The sequence below is a fragment of the Paraburkholderia sp. BL9I2N2 genome, assembly GCF_004339745.1.
Classification (GTDB): Bacteria; Pseudomonadota; Gammaproteobacteria; order Burkholderiales; family Burkholderiaceae; genus Paraburkholderia.
In genome coordinates this window covers 1,661,351-1,680,280 of the sequence record NZ_SMGP01000001.1, presented here as the reverse complement: position 1 = coordinate 1,680,280, position 18,930 = coordinate 1,661,351, and the positions used below count along the sequence as shown (strand labels likewise).

18 protein-coding genes and 1 pseudogene are annotated in these 18,930 nt (G+C 61.6%); 1 reads left to right on the top strand and 18 read right to left on the bottom strand.

What is annotated here, in order from left to right; genetic code table 11:
• Nucleotides 1-30: 30 nt before the first annotated feature.
• From B0G74_RS07895 to B0G74_RS07835, 13 genes and pseudogenes are all read right to left on the bottom strand, one after another.
• Entirely contained in the window at nucleotides 31-1,323 is a 1,293-nt protein-coding gene (locus tag B0G74_RS07895; protein WP_132374276.1) for an MFS transporter, read from the bottom strand.
• An 81-nt stretch (nucleotides 1,324-1,404) separates the two neighbouring features.
• Nucleotides 1,405-2,172 (bottom strand): SDR family oxidoreductase, encoded by a 768-nt coding sequence (locus B0G74_RS07890; RefSeq protein ID WP_132374275.1) that lies wholly within the window; start codon nucleotides 2,170-2,172, stop codon nucleotides 1,405-1,407.
• 149 nt (nucleotides 2,173-2,321) lie between these two features.
• Nucleotides 2,322-3,053, bottom strand: coding sequence for a FadR/GntR family transcriptional regulator (locus tag B0G74_RS07885; RefSeq protein ID WP_132374274.1), 732 nt, complete (start codon nucleotides 3,051-3,053; stop codon nucleotides 2,322-2,324).
• Between the two features lie 284 nt (nucleotides 3,054-3,337).
• The gene (locus tag B0G74_RS07880; protein WP_132374273.1) at nucleotides 3,338-3,979 is read right to left on the bottom strand and encodes a glutathione S-transferase N-terminal domain-containing protein; all 642 of its coding nucleotides are present in this window, start codon (nucleotides 3,977-3,979) and stop codon (nucleotides 3,338-3,340) included.
• Between the two features lie 15 nt (nucleotides 3,980-3,994).
• Entirely contained in the window at nucleotides 3,995-4,531 is a 537-nt protein-coding gene (locus B0G74_RS07875) for a chromate transporter (RefSeq protein WP_132374272.1), read from the bottom strand.
• A complete protein-coding gene (locus B0G74_RS07870; protein ID WP_132374271.1) occupies nucleotides 4,521-5,093 on the bottom strand; it encodes a chromate transporter in 573 nt (190 codons plus the stop codon). Before B0G74_RS07870 ends, B0G74_RS07875 begins: the two co-directional genes overlap by 11 nt.
• A gap of 87 nt (nucleotides 5,094-5,180) precedes the next feature.
• Nucleotides 5,181-6,728: a tripartite tricarboxylate transporter permease gene (locus tag B0G74_RS07865; RefSeq protein WP_132374270.1), complete on the bottom strand. Its 1,548-nt coding sequence runs from the start codon at nucleotides 6,726-6,728 to the stop codon at nucleotides 5,181-5,183.
• A gap of 12 nt (nucleotides 6,729-6,740) precedes the next feature.
• Complete coding sequence (locus B0G74_RS07860; RefSeq protein WP_132374269.1) at nucleotides 6,741-7,259, bottom strand: tripartite tricarboxylate transporter TctB family protein; 519 nt, start codon at nucleotides 7,257-7,259, stop codon at nucleotides 6,741-6,743.
• A gap of 189 nt (nucleotides 7,260-7,448) precedes the next feature.
• Entirely contained in the window at nucleotides 7,449-7,829 is a 381-nt protein-coding gene (locus B0G74_RS07855; RefSeq protein WP_132374268.1) for a VOC family protein, read from the bottom strand.
• A 46-nt stretch (nucleotides 7,830-7,875) separates the two neighbouring features.
• A complete protein-coding gene (locus tag B0G74_RS07850; RefSeq protein ID WP_132374267.1) occupies nucleotides 7,876-8,874 on the bottom strand; it encodes a tripartite tricarboxylate transporter substrate binding protein in 999 nt (332 codons plus the stop codon).
• 34 nt (nucleotides 8,875-8,908) lie between these two features.
• On the bottom strand, nucleotides 8,909-9,892 hold the full coding sequence (locus B0G74_RS07845) for an ABC transporter substrate-binding protein (protein ID WP_132374266.1): 984 nt from the start codon (nucleotides 9,890-9,892) through the stop codon (nucleotides 8,909-8,911).
• A 183-nt stretch (nucleotides 9,893-10,075) separates the two neighbouring features.
• Entirely contained in the window at nucleotides 10,076-10,813 is a 738-nt protein-coding gene (locus B0G74_RS07840; RefSeq protein WP_132374265.1) for a GntR family transcriptional regulator, read from the bottom strand.
• Between the two features lie 162 nt (nucleotides 10,814-10,975).
• A pseudogene (locus tag B0G74_RS07835) lies at nucleotides 10,976-12,113 on the bottom strand (porin).
• 277 nt (nucleotides 12,114-12,390) lie between these two features.
• Here B0G74_RS07835 and B0G74_RS07830 point away from each other — a divergent pair.
• Entirely contained in the window at nucleotides 12,391-13,641 is a 1,251-nt protein-coding gene (locus tag B0G74_RS07830; protein ID WP_132376881.1) for an Hsp70 family protein, read from the top strand.
• 20 nt (nucleotides 13,642-13,661) lie between these two features.
• Here the strand turns inward: B0G74_RS07830 and B0G74_RS07825 are convergent, their stop codons facing one another.
• The 5 genes from B0G74_RS07825 to B0G74_RS07805 form a co-directional block, all read right to left on the bottom strand.
• Nucleotides 13,662-14,441, bottom strand: a complete 780-nt coding sequence (locus B0G74_RS07825; protein ID WP_132374264.1) for a ParA family protein — start codon at nucleotides 14,439-14,441, stop codon at nucleotides 13,662-13,664.
• A gap of 183 nt (nucleotides 14,442-14,624) precedes the next feature.
• Complete coding sequence (locus B0G74_RS07820; protein ID WP_207915628.1) at nucleotides 14,625-15,281, bottom strand: TetR/AcrR family transcriptional regulator; 657 nt, start codon at nucleotides 15,279-15,281, stop codon at nucleotides 14,625-14,627.
• A 211-nt stretch (nucleotides 15,282-15,492) separates the two neighbouring features.
• Nucleotides 15,493-16,671 carry a 4-hydroxybenzoate 3-monooxygenase gene (locus tag B0G74_RS07815; RefSeq protein WP_132374263.1) on the bottom strand — a complete coding sequence of 393 codons (1,179 nt, stop codon included), beginning with the start codon at nucleotides 16,669-16,671 and terminating at the stop codon, nucleotides 15,493-15,495.
• Nucleotides 16,672-16,912: 241 nt separating this feature from the next.
• Nucleotides 16,913-18,487, bottom strand: a complete 1,575-nt coding sequence (ilvA, locus tag B0G74_RS07810) for a threonine ammonia-lyase, biosynthetic (RefSeq protein ID WP_132374262.1) — start codon at nucleotides 18,485-18,487, stop codon at nucleotides 16,913-16,915.
• A gap of 215 nt (nucleotides 18,488-18,702) precedes the next feature.
• Nucleotides 18,703-18,927, bottom strand: a complete 225-nt coding sequence (locus tag B0G74_RS07805) for a hypothetical protein (RefSeq protein ID WP_132374261.1) — start codon at nucleotides 18,925-18,927, stop codon at nucleotides 18,703-18,705.
• Nucleotides 18,928-18,930 lie beyond the last annotated feature (3 nt).

Genomic DNA, 18,930 nt, shown 5'->3' with positions numbered 1-18,930 from the left:
GTTTCAGCCAATGAGTTCGATCGACTAGCGTTACGTGCGATGCAGCGACAGCGATGCTTCGCGCTTCGCACGTTCATCGGAACTCGCCGGCACCGTCATCATCAGGATCACGGACGAGAGCAGGCCGCCCGCCATGAAAATATAGGAAGCCGCCGGGCTGCCTGTCGCGCCGTTCAGGTATCCCACCACCCATGAGCCGGCGAACGCGCCCAGCGCGCCGCACGCGTTGATCAGACCGATCGCGCCGCCCAGCACGTTGCCCGGAATCAGCTCCGGCACGAGGGCGAAGAACGGGCCGTACGGTGCGTACATCGTTGCGCCCGCCACGACCAGCAGCGCGAACGAGAGCCAGAAATGCGAGCCGCCGATCAGGTACGACGCCACGAACGCAATCGTGCCCACCAGCAGCAGCGGCCAGACGAACAGCTTGCGGTTGCGCGTCTTGTCCGACAGCCACGACGCGAGCAGCATCAGGATGATCGCCGCGAGATACGGAACCGCGGCGAGCCAGCCGACCGAGACGATGTCGATCGTCGACGCCGTCTTGAGGATCGATGGCAGCCACATGATGAAGCCGTACACGCCGATGCTCCACAACGCGTGAATCGCACAGAACTTCAATACGATCGACGAGCGGAACGCGGCCTTGTAGTCGCGCACCGGTGCGATATGCGCCTGCTCGGCTTTCAGGCGTGCGTCGAGTTCGGTCTTTTCGGCATCGCTCATCCACGGCGCGTCGGCCGGGCGATCCTTCACCGTGAACCACCACACAACCGCCCACGCGAGCGCGGGCAAACCTTCGAGGATGAACATCTCGCGCCAGCCGAAACTGTGCACCAGATAGCCGGACACCACCGACATCCACAACACCGTCACCGGATTGCCGAGAATCAGGAAGGTGTTGGCGCGCGAGCGCTCGGTCCTGGTGAACCAGCGGCTGATGTACATCAGCATCGACGGCATGACGGCCGCCTCAACCACGCCGAGCACGAAGCGCAGCACCATCAGCATCGGAATGTTGCTGACCATGCCGGTGGCCGCCGCGCACAGCCCCCAGAGAATCAGGCTAAAGAAGATCAGCTTCTTCACACTGTTGCGTTGCGCGTAAATCGCGCCGGGCACCTGAAACAGGCAGTACCCGAGAAAGAACAGCGAACCGATCAGCGACGACGTGCCGTGCGTGATGCCGAGATCGCGATCGATGCCGGCCGCGGCGGCGAAGCCGTAGTTCGCGCGATCGAGATAGGCGAGGCTGTAGGTGATGAAGATGATGGGCATCAGATACCACCATCTTTGGGGTGCTACGGATTTGACGCTTTCCATGATGTCTCCGGATCGGTACGGCATACTCACTATCTGGCGCGGGCGGTGTTTTGGTTGTGCTCTACCCGCGCGAATCGGTCTTTACAGTACGGCCAGCCAGCCGCCGTCCACGTAAATGATCTGGCCGTTCACGTAGCTCGAAGCCGGCGACGCCAGATACACCGCCGTGCCGACGAGTTCTTCCGGCTTGCCCCAGCGTTGCGAAGGATTGCTGTTCTTGACCCACGCATCGAACGCGGCGTTTTCGATCAGCGGCTTGTTCATGTCGGTCAGGATGTAGCCCGGACCAATGGCATTGGCCTGAATGTTCGCGGCCGCCCACTCGGCGCTCATGGCGCGGGTCAGCATCTTGATGCCGCCCTTCGCCGCCGTATAGGCGCCGACCGTCGCTCGCCCGGCCTCGCTCGTCAGCGAACCGATGTTGATGATCTTGCCGCCCGTGCCGCGCGCGATCATGCGGCGCGCAGCCTGCTTCGCGACGATGAATGCGCTCGTGAGGTTGGTGTCGATCACACGCTGCCAGTCGCTCAGTTCGAGGTCGACGAGCGGTTTGCGAAACTGGATGCCGGCGTTGTTGATCACGATGTCGATCTGCACACCGTCCTTGTCCCACTGCGCAAAGGCTTCGGCGACGGCGGCTTCGTCGGTCACGTCGAAGGCACGGCCTTGTGCTTTCAGGCCCTTGGCGCTGAGGCGCTCAACGGCTTGCGCCACCGTGTCGGCGCGCGTGCCGTTCAGGATCACGCCGGCGCCGGCGGCAGCGAGGCCTTCGGCGAACGCGAAGCCGATGCCGCGCGCCGATCCGGTGATGAGCGCCGTGCGGCCGCTCAGATCGAATAACTGTGTCATGCAAGTGTCCTCTCGAGGTTCGGTAACGAGGCGCGAGTGCGCCCCTCGCGTGTCGTCATGACAGCCGCGATAAATGAGTTGGGGATGCAACGGCGCTGCTTCTGGACGGTCCGCCTAAGAGGCCGCCCCGTGTGGTCGTGTTGCGTGGTTCAGGCGATTCGTGAGACGGGCTTCTCGTTAGCGCTGCGATCGAGCGCGGCACGGTCCTCGAAGTCCTGCTCGGCGCGCTGGATCAGCGTAAGCACGGCCTGTTCCGCCGCCACGGGATCGCCCTGCTCGATCGCCACGCACAGCGCCTCGTGCATGGGCAGCGAACGAGCCGGCCCACCCTCGATCTCCGAGCTGAGTTCGAAACTGGTACGCAGGATCGCCGACAGCGCGTTCTGCATCTGCTGGACAAACTGGTTGTGGCAGGCCGTGAGAATGGCGCCGTGAAACGCAAGGTCGGCGGGAACATATTCGCCGTGCCCGGCGACCGCGCGCTCCATCAGCTTGAACGCGCGCCGGACCGCGACGCGATCTTCCGCGGTCGCGCGTTTCGCGGCGAGCCGGGCCGCGTTCGGCTCGATGATCAGACGCAACTCCATCAGATCTTCGATGAGGCCCGGCTCGACGGCACTCGCGCGCGCCCGCCATGTGATCACGTCCGGGTCGAACAACTGCCATTGCGAACGCGGCAGCACGACGGTGCCGTAGCGGCGGCGCACCTGAAGCATGCCCTTGGCGGACAGCGACTTCATCGTCTCGCGGATGGTGATGCGGCTCACCTGCATCTGTTCGGCAAGCACGGGCTCGGCGGGAAGAATATCGCCGGGCATGAACTTGCCTGAACAGATCTGCTCGCCCATCTGGTTCAGGACCTGCCTGTGCAAAGTTGCCACGATTCACTCTCTAGGTCATACGTATGATGTAGAAAGATAGTCGCAAGAACTTGAGATGGCAATGCGGGTTGACCCGGGGTGTCGGAAGGAATGGATGGAGATGCCCGAGCGGGCGGGCGAGTGGGCGGCGGGTGCGATTCTGGCGGGAAATGATCAGATCATTCGACGGTCATGGCACGCGCCGCCGATTGCTTATGGTCACAGAACCCTGCACGTACCGGATTTCTTCAAAGGAAGAGATAGGCGACGATAGAACGCGCAACATTCGCCGCCCAGATAGCCACTTAAGGAGTGACCGCCACGGAAAACGCCGGCCTTGCCTTGATCGCCTGAAGCCATCGGTTTAAGGAAGGCAACGGCGGCGGAGCCTCCAACTTCTCGGGGAAGCGCTCAGCCAGTTGCACCCAACGGTGCGCCGCCAGCCCGACGCCGATATCGGCCGCGGTAAAGCGATCTTGCGCGAGATAGTGGTGCTTTTCGAGGGCCGCGTCGGCAATGCCAAGGAGCCGCGTTGCGTCACGATATGAACGCTTGATCGCGTCGTAATCGCGTTGCGCCTCCGGCACACGCGTCAGCCCGAGGAACGCGACGCGCAACGTCGCCCACAGCGTGCCGAGTTGCCAGTCCATCCAGCGCTCGACATCGGCACGGGCAGCCGGGTCGGACGGCAAGAGCGTCTGCGCATCATATTTCGCGGCCAGATAACGGACGATCGTGTTCGACTCCCACAACACGCACTCGCCGTCGACGAGCGTCGGCACCAGTCCATTCGGATTGAGCGCGCGATATTGCGGCGTGTCGATCACACCGTACTCCAGTCCCGCGTCGATGCGCGAAAACTCCCGCCCCTCTTCGAAACCCAGTTCGGCGAGACACCACAACACTTTCTGCACGTTGATCGAACTGCGCCTGCCATAGACCTGCATTGCATACCTCGTTAGCTAGAGAACGTGGCCGATTATCACATTCACCAGACCCGCGGCGAACAGAACGATCAAGGGATTCATCTTCGGCCGCGAAAGAAAGAGGCTCAACGCGATGGCGGCAAGCGCCCAGATCGTCCACGTCGACGAAGAAGCTCGCAGCACGGAAAACGCGCCGGCGAGAATCAGCCCGGTAGCGATCGGCGCGAGGCCCTGCTCCGCCGTCCGATGCCAGGGGTGCTGTTTGTGCCGCGTCCACGCCAGCGTCGCACCGTAGGCGAGCACCGAAGACGGCACGAACAGCGCTAGCGACGCAATCACCGCGCCGAGGAAGCCCGCCGCCTTCCAACCGATCAACGTCGTGAGCAATGCGCCCGGTCCGGGCGCCGCGCGCGAGATCGCGAACAGGTCGACGAATTCGGCCTGCGTCACCCAACCGTGGATCGCCACCGTCTGCTGGTTGATATCGGCGACGATACTTTGCCCGCCACCCAGCGAGAGAAGCGACAACGGCGCGAATACCGCGATCAGTTGCAGATAGATGTTATCGCGCACCTTGGCCGCTCCTCCACGCAACGTATAGTCCCGCCGCGCCCGCCACTATAGCGACCGGCACGAGCGGCCAGCGCAGTACGCCGACCGCAACGAAAACCGCGACGATCATCACCAGCGGCCAGCGTTGTATCGCGAGCAGCGAGCGCGCGGTACGAAAGCCCACCGATGCGGTCATGCCGATCGCCGCCGCGGCGACACCTTCGAGAAACTCATGCAGCCACGCGAGTTGCGCGAACTGATGAAACACGGTGGCGAGCAGAACGATCACCACCATGGGCGGCACGAGCAAGGCTGACACGGCCACTGTGCTGCCGATCGCGCCTTTCATGCGGTAGCCGACATAGATCGACAGATTGATCACGTTCGAGCCTGGCAAGATCTGGCCGAGCGTCAGCGCGCCGAGGAATTCATCTTCTTCCAGCCATCCTCGTTGCGTGACCACCTCGCGGTAAATCCATGCGGACAGGCCGCCGCCGAAACTCGTCAGTCCGACCCGCGCGAACAGCAGAAGAATCTCCAGCAACGACACGTCGCTCGACTTGCGCTCGGATAGTGATTGCATGCGGGCTTTCCTTCAGCTGGTCATATCGCGGCGCAGGCAGCAACGGCTGCATGCATAAGTAAAACCCGGCAAAACGTGGGGTGGAACTCAATGCCGCTCGTTCGCCAGCCGATGCGCGGCTGCGACCTGCTCTTCTACTTCCCGCACGAGCTTCGACGACTTTCTCCGACGGCTCCAGATCGAAGCCCCCACACTAATGGCAGCACAGCCGAGCAGACTTGCGGCAATCGGACTGCGAAGAAACACGCTCGGATCGCCATTCGAAATGGTCAACGCCTGACGGAACGACTGCTCGAGCGTATGGCCGAGAATCAGCCCGAACAGCAGCGGCGCCTTGGGAATATCGAACTTGCGAAACGCGTAACCGACAATGCCGAAGAACAGCGCAAGGAAAAGATCGAACACGTCGTTACTGAACGAATACACCCCTGCCGACGCAATCACCAGGATCAAACAGAGCAGCACGCCGGACGGCACGTACAGAATGCGCGACAGAATGCCCACGAGCGGCAGATTGAGCAGCAACAGCATGATGTTGCCGATGTACATGCTCGCGATGAGCCCCCACACGAGATCCGGTTGCGTGTGAAACAGCATGGGGCCCGGCTGCATGCCGTACATGATGAACGCGCCCATGATCACCGCCGTCGCGCCGGAACCCGGCACGCCGAGCGCCAGCAGATGCACGAACGCGCCGCACGTGTCCGCGTTGGTCGCCGCTTCCGGCGCCGCGACACCTTCAATGGCGCCGTGGCCAAACTCTTCCGGATGCTTCGAGATTTTCTTTTCCAGCACGTACGAGAGCATGGCCGCGAGCGTGCCGCCGAGGCCAGGCGCCGCGCCGCAGAGAAAGCCGACTGCCGAGCCGCGGAAGATCGCGGGCCGCGCGCGCCGCCACTCCGCGCGAGTGAACCACAGCTTGCCTTCGACACGCACCGTATGCAGCGTGCCGCCCAACGTACCTTCGACCATCCGGCTGACTTCGGCAATCGCGAAAAGGCCCACCACGACCACCAGAAAATTCACGCGATCCTGCAATTGCGTGAGACCGAGCGTAAAACGCGGCACCCCGCTTTGCAGGTCGATGCCCACGGTCGCGAGACCGAGTCCCATGAACACCGCCATCATGCCCTTGCCCAGCGAGTCGCCGGTGAGCGCACCGACCGTCGACAACGCGAAGCAGATCAGCGCGAAATATTCAGTGGGTCCGAAATGCAGCGCGACGGCAGCGAGCGGCGCCGCCACGAACGCGAGCGCGGTCACACCCATCATGCCGGCCATGAACGAGCTGACGGCGGCAATCGCCAGCGTCGCGGCCGCTCTGCCTTTCCTCGCCAGTGGATAGCCGTCGAGCACCGTCATCACCGCTGCGGCGTCGCCCGGCGTATTGAGCAGGATCGCCGTGACCGCGCCGCCGTACATGCAGCCGTAGTAAATGCCGGTGAGCATCATGAGCGCGGAAATGGGATCCATGCCGAAGGTCACCGGAATCAGCAACGCAATCCCCGCCGACGGGCCGATGCCCGGCAAATGGCTGATCATCGTGCCGATGAAAACGCCGAAAAGCGTATACATGAGATGCATCGGCGTCGCGGCAACCGCGAGTCCGTGCAGAATGCCATGCAGACTGTCCATGATGCGAACGCCTCAGAATGGGAGAAGGCCGGTCGGCACCGGAACGCCGAGAAGCTGGGAAAACAGCAGATCGAAAACCACTGTCACGCCGAGCGCGATGGCGAGATTGGTTTTGTGGCGCTGGCGATTGAAATAGCTGAGCAAGCCAAACAGAAAGACCGAGGTCGAGAGTACGTACCCGGCAGGCTCGAAACACAGGTAATAGATGGCGGTCCAGACAACCATGCTGATCAGAATGAACGGACGTTGCTTCGGCTCCGGCACGGCATGGTCCACGTGGCCATGCTCCGCATCGGCCACTGTTGGTGCGGGAACCGGTTCGGCCGCTTGCGCATGCGCCTTGCCGCGCCCTTCGAGTAGAAGGACGAGCGCCGAGGCGATCAATCCCACGCCGACGAGAGCCGGAAACGCTTTAGGCCCGAGCGGATCGCTCAGCCGGACTTCCGGCAAACGCATGTCCATGTACAGGTACACGGCGGCGAGCGCCATCACGCAGAATGCGAGCCATACGTCGCTTCTGATGCTTTTCATGTCTCCTCCAGAGTTCGACTCCGTCGGTGGTCGCCAAACGCAGCGACCACCGACGGTTCGCACAGTCCGCGCGGACTCGCGTAGTCGTGCTCGTTGATCCGCGTGCGCGCCATGCCGCGCATGCCGCGCGCGCCGCTTGCGCCGGGTTGCCCCCGTGCGCCACTACCTGTCAGCAACGACAGCGCCGCATCACTTCTCGTTGTAGCGGCCCGGCTTCACCACTTCGGCGATCGTGCCGTCCGGTGCGCGAAACTTGAGTGCGCCCTCGCCCTTTGCCGAGAGAATCTCGCCGCCGTACTGCTTGATCTTCTCGGCAGCGGCTTCCTGGTCGTCGACCGTGACGCCCCAGTGGTGCAGACGCGGACCGGCGCCCGCGATCTGCGCTTCGTGCGAGTCTTCGCTGTCGTACTTCATCAGCGTAAAGTCGATGTGACCATCGGTCATGTGACGCGAAATGTGTTCGCGGTTGCGCCCGGTCTTCACTTCCTTGAAGCCGAACACTTCGGTATAGAAACGCGTGGCCTGCTCGAGGTCGTCGACCTTGACTGCGAGGTGAACGATGCGTGACATATGGATCTCCATGTCGATAGGTACTGCGGGTTAAAAGAAAAATTCGCTACTTCGCGATGCCAAGCTCGCCAAGCAGAGGGGTCAGGCGATTGCGCTCGCCCTGAAGGAAAGCACGCGTCTGAGTGCTGTTCTTGTAGTCGGCGGTCCACAGATTGCGCTTCACGGCTGCCGCCCATTCCGGTGACGCAGTGGCCTTCTGCAATACGTTGTCCCACCATGCAATTTCGGCGGGGGTCATGTTCTTCGGACCGACCAGCACGCGCCATGTCGTGAAGTCCACATTGATGCCCTGCTCTTTCCACGTCGGCACGTTCGCCAGTTCGCCGCCTTGACGCGTGCCGCCAGGAATCGCGATCATGCGCACGCTGCCCGACTTGCTCGGTCCGAGCACCACGCCGGCGGGCGTCGCAGCCGCGGTCACGTGGCCGCCCATCAGCGCCGTCAATGCTTCACCGCCTGAATCGAAGAACACGACTTTGATCTTCTTCGGATCCTGCCCGGCGCCCTTCATGACCAGCGCCGCGGCATCGTGACTCTGGCCGCCGGGCGAACTCGACACGCCCAGCGTCACGGTGGTCGGGTCTTTCTTGAGCATCTGCACGAGATCGTTGCCCGATTTGATCGGCGAATTGCCCGGCACCGAGAACACGACCTGTTCGGTGACGAATACGGCGAGCGGCGTCACGTCGTCGATGCCTACCGTGGAAAGGCCCGTGATCCGGTTGGTGATCAGCGGTAGCGCCTGAACCGTGACGAAATGGCCGTCGGCTTCGTGTGAATTGATGTACGCGATACTGACGGTGCCTCCGCCGCCCGGACGGTTGATGACCGTTACCGGTTTGGTCGAGAGCTTCTCCTGCTGAATCACGCTCTGCAGCGTGCGCGCGACCAGGTCGAGTCCTCCACCCGGCGCGCTCGGCACCACGATCTCGACCGGCCGTCGAGGCTGCCATGCGTCCGCGGCATTCGCGAGCGTCGCGCACGCTGCAAGCAACGCAACACAGATGCCACGTGCGACACTCGATGTCTCAAGCCTCCTCCTCATCACTTCGTCTCCTGTTTTGGTGCTCTATGACGGTTTAAAAATTGAATGCGTCGAAGGTGCTAGCGGCGAAGAGTCTCTCCATCGGCACCTCGTCCTGGATCAGGCCGTCGCTTTTCGCATAGCGCTGCAACGTGTCGAGGTCGGTACGGTTCTCTTTCAGACCGTAGCGCCAGTAGTCATCGCCCATCAGTGATTTGACGCACTCGTATTCGGATGTGATCCACGGATGCATTACGCGCAGCGTGTCGGTGATCGCGAGCTCGCCGAGCGCGATATCGCGCGACTTCCTGAACGCGGCAAACACATTGACCGGCAACCACGGATGCTGTTCGACGAGCGAGCGGCGAATGCCGACCATATGCATGGGCGGGAACAGCCGTGTTTTGCGGAACCACGCTTCCTCGTTTTCGCGGAAAGCGGGAAAAAGGCGCTGCACGTGTTCATTGCGGCCGAAGCACGATGGTGGTTTCGGCGCGATCAACGCGTCGATCTCGCCTCTGTCGAGCAGGCGCGCGAGTGTCTGGTCCGACGCAATCGGTTCCACCTGGATAGCGGACGGCAGGTTATAAGGCACCCGCGCCTCGCGGCCAGCCTGCTCGAGGCCGCCGATCACCCACTTCACGTCGCGGCTGCTCACACCGTATTCATCGGCGAGCATGCCGCGCACCCAGATGCCCGCCGTCTGCTGAAAGTCGGGCACGCCGATGCGGCGGCCCTTTAACGCTTGCGGAGAATCAATGCCGCGATCGGTACGGATATAGATCGCCGAATGACGGAACGACCGTGACAGAAACACCGGCACGCCGATGTAACTGGTTTGCCCACGAGCGGTGGTCAAAAGATGCGTGCCGAGCGACAGTTCCGAGATATCGAATTCGCCGTGGCGGAACGCACGTTGAAAGAGTTCTTCGGCAGGCCCATTCACGAAGTTGACCTTGCATCCGTCGATCGCGACCTTTCCGTCGATCAGCGCACGTGTGCGGTCGGTAATCTGACAAGCCAGCGATAGTTCAAGCATAGAAGTAAAGCGCCGTAGGCTGGTATAGAAACTGGGGAAGAGTGCTCAAAAATAAATCTGAAAAAAACGCTTCGTCTTTCGCAGTGCAAACTAATAATCCTGCACCCGACTCGACGTTGGGTGCCCATCAATCCGCGCTCGTTAAACGCGGAGGTGCTTCGGTTTTTCTGGTAACCGGCCTGGTCAGGCGATCTGATCCGTGGCCGGCGGCGGCGCCGCTTCCTCGCCGGATTTCACCATGCCGTCCAACGCGACAAGCATGCGCTCCTTGCCCTTCGACACGTGACTGAAACTCATCTCGTAGCTCAGGCTCGCGTTGCGCGATTTGAGCGCATTGACGATCTCGCGGTGCTCTTCATTCGACTGAAGCAGCGCGCCGCGCTGAACCATTCCATGCACCCGGAACAGATGAAATTCCTTGACGAAGCCGCGATACAGCTTGATCAATCGCGAGTTCCCCGTTGATCGCACGATGTAGTCGTGGAACTCGAGGTTCAACGGATCGAATCGCGAAAAATCGCCTTTCTGCGCGGCTTCCTGCATCTCGTCTACATACGCGTCGAGCTGGGTTGCCATGTCGTCCGTCAGGAACGGCGCGAGCAACGACGCCGACAATGCCGTGAGACCTGCGCGCAGATCGTAGACTTCGATTGCATCGTCTCGCGTGACGCGCTGAATGAATACGCCGCGCTGCGGAATCAGATACACGAGGCCCAGTTCAGCCAGCGCGCGACATGCCTCACGCACAGGCCCGCGGCTCACCGAAAGCTTGTCCGCGACTGCCTTCTCATTGAGCCGTTGTCCCGGCTTCAACTCGCCGCTCAGAATCATTCGCTCGATCTCGTGCTGCACGACACCGGTCAGCGTATGCGCCCGGAAATCAGCTAGAGAGACGGTAGGGGAGATGTGATCAGTGTCCATGAAAACGAGTCTAGGTGGCGCCCTGAAAAATGTCAACACTTTACTTTTCACGATCTCATTCTTGCGAAACGCCCGTGCGGCGGGCCTGACGCGCCTGCCATCTCACTGACATTTTCACGTCAGACCAACCCGAGACCCACCGACGTGCTTCTGCCCTGCCCCTCAAAACCGGTGGCGCATCCCGATCCGGAAAGCCAACTGGTTTTGCGCGTCGCTGCCCGAGTTGCCGAAGTAACTCGTCGTTTTGCCGATCATCGCCTGAACCGGCACGCCATCATTCGTTCCGGACGCTTTCTGGTAAATCGCCAGCGCATAAACGCTGGTGCGCTTGCTCAGCGAATACTCGACACTGCTGTTGATCTGGTTCCACGTGCCCGTGGCAGATCCTCGAACCTGCGTGCGCGTGTAGCCCAGCGCGGCCACCAGCGGCGCATTGACCTGATACACCACGCCGCCTTCGTAGATGTTGAGCGTCGCGGCGCTGTGGTCCAGATTCTCGAGCCGCGTGTTGGTCCATAGCGCGTAACCGAGCACCGAGCCGAACTGATATTTGGCGCCGATGCCGAGGGTTCGCAGATCACGCTCGCCGAGCGGGTCCAGATTGGCGAGCGTCAGCTTGAGCGGCGGCACTTCCTGCAACGGATACGTGATGTCGGTATAGGCAAAGGCCATGCTGAACGGCCCGTTGCGATAGTCGACGCCGAAGCTGTACGTCCGCGACGAAACCGCCGTTGCCGTTGTCGCCGTTCGAACCGCCGAACTCGCCCGCCGCATTGGAAAAACCGTACATCGCGCCGACTTTGAAGCCGTACAACCGTACGCTGTCGAACTTCACCGAATTGTTGATCCGCACCGACGTCAGCAGATCGAGCGTGTCGATGTGATATTCATAAGCATCGCCGGCCGTCAGGCCGCCGGTCGAATACCGGTTCAGATAGTCGTGCGAGAACGGATACTGGCGCCCCATCGTGAATGCGCCCACGCCACTTTTGGATATACCGACGAAAGCCTGCCGGCCAAACAGCGCGCCGCCCTGGCTGAGCGTACCGTCGCCCAGACCGAAACCATTTTCCAATGTGAACACGGCCTTGTAACCGCCGCCCAGGTCTTCGGCACCCTTCAAACCCCAGCGGTTGCCACCGTTGATGCCGTCGTCGAACTTGACGAGACTGGAGCTGCCGCCGGACGCGTTCTCCGCATGATTGACGTAGCTGATGCCGGCGTCGATCAATCCATAAAGAGTCACGCTGCTCTGCGCGTGGGCCGCGCCAGCCAACCCTCCTATTGCTACGGCACACATCAGCTTCTGAGCCTTGTGGGTGTTCACTTAAGTCTCCTAATTTTTATATCAGATTGAAAGGAATTCCTCGCTTCGGGTTTCGGCCTCAACCGGCGCCCTCGAACCTCCACCTTCAACTGCCTTACAGCCGAATTCCGCACTTGCCTGCTCCGGCGACGCAACCTGCCGTAAGAGCCGGTTCCGCTGGTGCGTCACAACTTGAAACGGAGTGTCGAAGGTTTTATGATAAATGTCAACATTTTACACACCGAGGGTTTTCCTGACACACAGCATCGATATGGCTTACTGCGCAATAGATTTCGGCACCTCAAATTCAGCCGTGGCGGTCCCTGACGGCAACCGCATCGCACTCGCATCCGTCGAAAAAGGCGCGACCACCCTGCCGACGGCCATCTTCTTCAACCATGACGAACGGGTTCACGTATTCGGACGCGCCGCGCTGGCGGCCTACGTCGACGGCTTCGACGGCCGCCTGATGCGCGCCATCAAAAGCATTCTCGGGACGGGCATCGCGGAATCCAGCACGGCCTTGGGCGATGGATCGGCAATCCCGTATCTCGACGTGATCGCGATGTTCATCGGCCATCTGAAGGGCTGTGCGCAAACGCGGCTCGGCGCGCCGATCGATCAGGCCGTGCTCGGGCGCCCGGTGTTCTTCGTCGACGACGACCCCGCCGCCGACGCCCGCGCGCAACGGCAGCTCGAAGCGGCCGCCCGCTCGGTGGGTTTTCGCGACATCGAGTTCCAGTACGAGCCGCTTGCCGCCGCCTTCGATTACGAATCGCGGCTCGGAGAAGAAAAAATCGTGCTGGTCGCCGATATCGGCGGAGGCACCTCGGATTTCTCAATGGTGCGGGTGGGTCCGCAGCGAATGTCGAGGATGGATCGAAAGGAAGATGTGCTCGCGCATCACGGCGTGCATGTCGCCGGAACGGACGTGGATCGGCGGGTCGAATTGGCGGCCATTCTGCGAGAGGCCGGGTATCGTAGTCTGGACACCGAAGGACGCGAAATACCGAATCGCGCCTACTTCGATCTGGCGACCTGGCATCTGATCAACTCGCTCTACACGCCTAAACGGCAAACCGAGCTTCGGCTCATGCGCCATCTGTATCGAAACCCGGTTCATCATGACCGGCTGATGCGGGTGGTGGACCGGCGGCTCGGCCATGCGCTCGCCGCGAGCGCGGAACGGGCAAAGATTGCGATTGCGGCCGGGGGCGACACGCTCATCGAGATCGACCCGATCGAGCCGGGCCTGAGCGTCGCTTTCGATGAACAGCAACTCGCCGAAGCCATGCGCGAAGAAAGAACGCGGATCGTTCACGCCGCGCGGGAGACTGCGCGGCTGGCCGGCATCGCTGCGGGCAAAGTCGACGCCGTGTATTTCACCGGCGGTTCGACGGGGCTCGCGTCCTTGACGCGCGCTATTGCGGGTGCGTTTGCGCAAGCCGAACTCGTGTTCGGCGACCCGCTAGCGAGCGTGGCTACCGGCCTCGGCATCCACGCAAAACGGGTGTTCGGTTAGCTGGATTCGTGACGGCGGTGTTACCCCGCGGCGCCCGCTCCAATCAATTCCCGATGCAACGCCACGAATTCGTGGGCGAGCTTGTGACGCGGATCGAAGTGAATCATCGGCTTCGCGTACTGATGCGACTCGCGAATCTTCACGGACGTCGACAATCGCGACTCCAGCACAGGCAAGCCCTCGCTGATCAGTTCCTCGACCAGTTGAAGCGGCAGACTCGCGCGCGGCTGAAACTGGTTGATCACGATTCCTTCGACTTCGAGTCCGGCGTTGTGATCCTGCTGAATCTCCTTGACGTTGTCGAGCAGCGTGTACAAAGCGCGGCGGGAAAAGTCGTCACAGTCGAACGGAATCAGGCAGCGTTCGACCGCAATCAGCGCGGAACGCGTGTAGAAATTCAACGCCGGCGGAGTGTCGATGTAGATCGCGTCGTACTCATCCAGTTCGTTCAACGCGTCACGCAGCTTGTAGATCTTGTAGCGCGATTCGAGCTTGCCGTGCAGCGTGTCGAGATCCGGATGGGAGGGCATCACGTCGAGGTTCTCGAACGGCGTGGGGTGAATGAAGGTCGAGACCGGTGTCGGCCTGAAACTGAAACTCAAGGCTGTTTCGAAGAAGTCCGCGACGTTGGGCTTGAGATCGCTGGCCTGCTTGCCAAGAAGATACTGGCTGGAGTTACCTTGCGGGTCGAGATCGATGACCAGCGTACGCAGGTTCTCGCTGGCGTTGATGGCCGCCAGGTTGCATACGATGGTCGATTTGCCCACACCGCCCTTCTGGTTGAATATGACACGCCGCATGGACCTCTGCCCCTTATTTGAAGAACGCACCAAAGGCACAGCTTACCCTGGCAAAATGACAGCGCGAGGTGCGGCCTTATGAATAGTTCTCGAAGCCCTTCACCTGCGTCCAATCGGGCCATGCCGGGGCGATACGATCTGGTTCATGGCGATGGTCCGGAATTGAGTTGATGCGCGTCGGGGTTAGCGCGCTTGTCGACTGGCCGGCTTCTCGCCGAGCGGCCGCAGCCTCGACAGGTACCCATCCACCAGCGCGATGAGTTCCCGCCGCAAGACGGGCGACGCAAGCTGCCCCTGCCGTGCCGCTTCGTGGACGGCGCCCGCAAGGGCGCCTGCGAGCACTCGCGCACCCACGCAGCCGCGTTCGGCAACGCCGCGAACGTTGGCCCTGAACAGCGTTTCGTACGCCTTTGTGCATTCCACATCGAAGCGATCGTGAGCGCTACGCGAATCCTCGCCGCGCGGGCTCTCTTCCAGCAGCTCGCGGTGTGCCGCCGGATGCCGGCTGTGTACCGCGATCATCCCGTCGACGAGCACCGTGATGCGTTTCACGCGCGGGGTTTCGAGGTTCGCCGCGGCATGCAGCACTGCGAGCACATCGTCGAAGTGCCGGCGACGCACGGCTTCGATCAGCGCCAGCTTGTTCGGGAAGTACTGATACAGCGATCCGATGCTCGCACCCGCCGCTTCCGCTACGCCGTTAGTGGTAAGCCCTTCCCAGCCGCGCTCGCCGAGAATGTGAGCCGCCGCGTCGAGAATGGCGTCGATGGTGGCCCGCGAACGCGCTTGCTGCGGCGCTTTGCGCATCGCGCCGCGTGGCGCGGCAATGCGAGTAGCCAAGTGTGACTCCTGAATGGGAATATGAGCAATATGCTCGCATTCCCGGCGCGGGTCCAGAGGTTCGCCGGGCACGCGGATCTTCTGGAGAAAAAACGATGGCCGTGATCGGACATGGCGAGTTTTATCGCCAGCGGGCTAGCCGTCTTTCAGCGCGATCAGATCGTCGCCGAAAGGCGTCGCCATATCATCCAATGCAACGCGCCCTGCCCGCTCACGCATGCGCGCCCGCGATGCCGACGTAGTTTTCCGCCATCACTGTGGCCGCCGCGCGCGAGGTCGTCACGTATTCGAGCTCGGCCACCTGAAGCTGTTGCTCGAAAGGCGACGCGCCCTCGATACGGTGCATCATGCTGGTCATCCAGTACGAGAAATGCTCGGCGCGCCAGATGCGTTTGAGTGCGGTCGTGCTGTAACTGTCGAGCAGATCCGTGCGATTCTCGACGTAGAACGCGTTCAGCGCCTCGGTCAACACACGCACGTCGGCCACCGCCAGATTCATGCCCTTCGCGCCGGTGGGTGGCACGATATGCGCCGCATCACCCGCGAGAAACAGCCGGCCATGTTGCATCGTGTTCGACACGAAACTGCGCATGCCGACAATGTTCTTCTGAAAGATCTTGCCGTCGACGATTGTCTGGCCGTCGTGCGAATCGACTCGTGCATGCAGTTCCGCCCAGATGCGGTCGTCGGACCAGTTCTCGACGGAGTCCTTCGGATCGCACTGGAAGTACATGCGCTGCACATTCGGCGAGCGCGTGCTGATCAACGCGAAGCCGCGCTCATGACGCGCGTAGATCAATTCATCCGATGACGGCGGCCCTTCGCACAGGATACCGAACCAACCGAACGGGTACACCCGCTCAAAGTCCTTGCGCAATGCCTGCGGAATCGATGCGCGCGACACGCCTTGCGAACCATCGCAGCCGATCACGAAGTCGCATTGCAATTCGTACGCTTCGCCCTCGTGGCGATAGCGGATCGACGGCGTGTCGGTATCGATGCCGTGAATCGACGTCTCCGAGACGCCGAAGCGCAGCTTGCCGTCGTCGGCCACGCGTGCCGCGACGAGATCCTTGATGACTTCGTGCTGCGCGTAGACCGTGATCGAATGCCCCGTGAGTCCGGTCAGGTCGATGCGGTGCCGCTTGCCTTCGAAAGCCAGTTCGAAGCCGTGATGCAGTGCGCCTTCCGCTTTCATCCGTGCGCCGACGCCGGCTTCGGTCAACAGGTCCATCGTGCCTTGTTCAAGCACGCCGGCGCGAATGGTGGATTCGATCTGATCGCGACTGCGCGACTCGAGCACGACGGAGTCGATACCGCGCAGGTGAAGAAGATGGGAAAGAAGCAGGCCCGCAGGCCCGGCACCGATGATGCCAACTTGGGTGCGCATAAGTTGTCTCCTGAATGCAGCGTTAGATTTGCACTCAGTTTGACGATCACGCACTGTATCGCGCAACGCGATATGGTGGATAGGCTGTATCCAGTTTTGAGATAGCAACCCTGCTCGGGCACATGCAGCCGATCGGCGAAATCGAGCCCAAACGCTGTCCGGACGGGGCTTGTGGCGCATTCACCCGACGCCTCATCCTTCGCACAGCGTTGCGCTAGCTCAAGGTAAACCCCGAGCCGCTCTAGGACGCGAGAAACAGCCGATACACCGGGTTCTGCGTCTCTTCCCAGTTCGGATAACCGAGCGTGGCGAGAAACTTGTTGAACGCTTCATTCTCGCTGTCCGGCACCTGGATGCCGACCAGAATCGAACTATAGTCCGCGCCCTGGTTGCGATAGTGGAACAGGCTGATATTCCAGTTCGGCGCCATCGACGAGAGGAATTTCATCAGCGCACCCGGACGCTCGGGAAACTCGAAGCGGAACAGACGTTCGTCGTGTGCCAACGGCGAGCGCCCGCCGACCATGTAGCGGATGTGCTGCTTGGAGAGTTCATCGAACGTCAGGTCGACTGTGGCGAAGCCGTGCGCTTCAAACGCGCCCGCGATCTGCGCCGATTCGCTGCGATTCCTGATCTGCACGCCCACGAAGATATGGGCGGAGTTCGCGTCCGCAATGCGGTAATTGAATTCGGTGACGCTGCGCGTGCCCACCAGTTCGCAAAAGCGGCGGAAACTGCCACGCTCCTCGGGAATCGTCACGGCGAACACCGCTTCGCGCGCTTCACCGACTTCGGCGCGCTCGGCCACGAAGCGCATGCGGTCGAAGTTCATGTTCGCGCCCGACGTGATCGCAATCAGCGTCTGGTTCTCGATGCCTTCGCGTTCCGCATACTGTTTCGCGCCAGCCACCGCGAGCGAGCCGGCGGGTTCCAGCACGCTGCGGGTGTCCTGGAAGACGTCCTTGATCGCGGCGCATAGCGCGTCGGTGTTCACGAGCAGCACGTCGTCGAGATATTCGCTGCACAGGCGGAAGGTCTCTTCACCGACCAGTTTCACCGCCGTGCCGTCCGAGAACAGACCCACTTCGTTCAGCGTGACCCGCTCACCGGCTTTCAGCGACGCCGCCATCGCGCACGAATCATCGGTCTGCACGCCGATCACCTTGATCTCCGGGCGCACCGACTTCACGTACGCGGCGACGCCCGCCGCCAGTCCACCGCCGCCGATCGGCACGAAGATCGCGTGAATCGGGCCCTGATGCTGGCTGAGAATCTCCATCGCGACGGTGCCCTGGCCGGCGATCACATACGGATCGTCGAACGGATGCACGAAGGTCAGGCCGCGCTCTTCCTGCAGTTTCACTGCGTGTCCGTAGGCGTCGCTATACGATTCGCCGAACTGCACGACTTCGACAGTGGGACCGCCGTGCGCGCGCACCGCATCGACCTTCACCTGCGGAGTCGTGACAGGCACGACGATGATCGCCTTCACGCCCATACGGGCCGCCGACAGCGCCACGCCCTGCGCATGATTGCCCGCCGACGCCGTAATCACCCCACGCTCCAGCGCCTCGGAAGGAATATGCGCCATCTTGTTGTACGCGCCGCGCACCTTGAACGAGAACACCGGCTGGTTGTCCTCGCGCTTCAGGTAGACCGGGTTGCGCAGACGTGCCGACAGATTCGGCGCGCGTTCGAGTTCGGTCTCGCGGGCCACGTCGTAGACGCGCGCGGTCAGGGTTTTTTTCAGGTAGTCGTGACGAAGCGCGACGCTATCGGCGGCTTCAGCGGCCTGTTTGAGTTGGTGTAACGACAAGGCAAGCTCCTGTGCGGCAAGGACGAATCAGCAGAGAGTTCACCAGGAGGCAGGCTGCAAGCGGATATAAAAAAACCCGCCTCGTGGGGCGGGTTACGTGTCACTGCTATCAGACGCGCGCTAACCCACCATTCGATGAATGATGCTAATAATCAGCGCAATACGGATGTCGAGGCAGTTCATGTGGCCGATCTTCGTTGACTTGGGGCGCTTTGTCAATCCCTGTCGATTGTTATGCGCACCGCGGCGTGCTCTTTGCGTGGCGGCGAAATGCGCTCGACGACGCGCAAACCAGGATCCGGCAAGGCGGCGGAGCACCGCGTATTCAACGCACGCTCGTGTAGAAACTGGTCGAGCTTGCCGACCGGTTTCACGTCGATGTTCTTCAACTTGCCTGAGCGATTACCACGGGATCCGAAATAAATTTCGAGCGCGTCCAATCC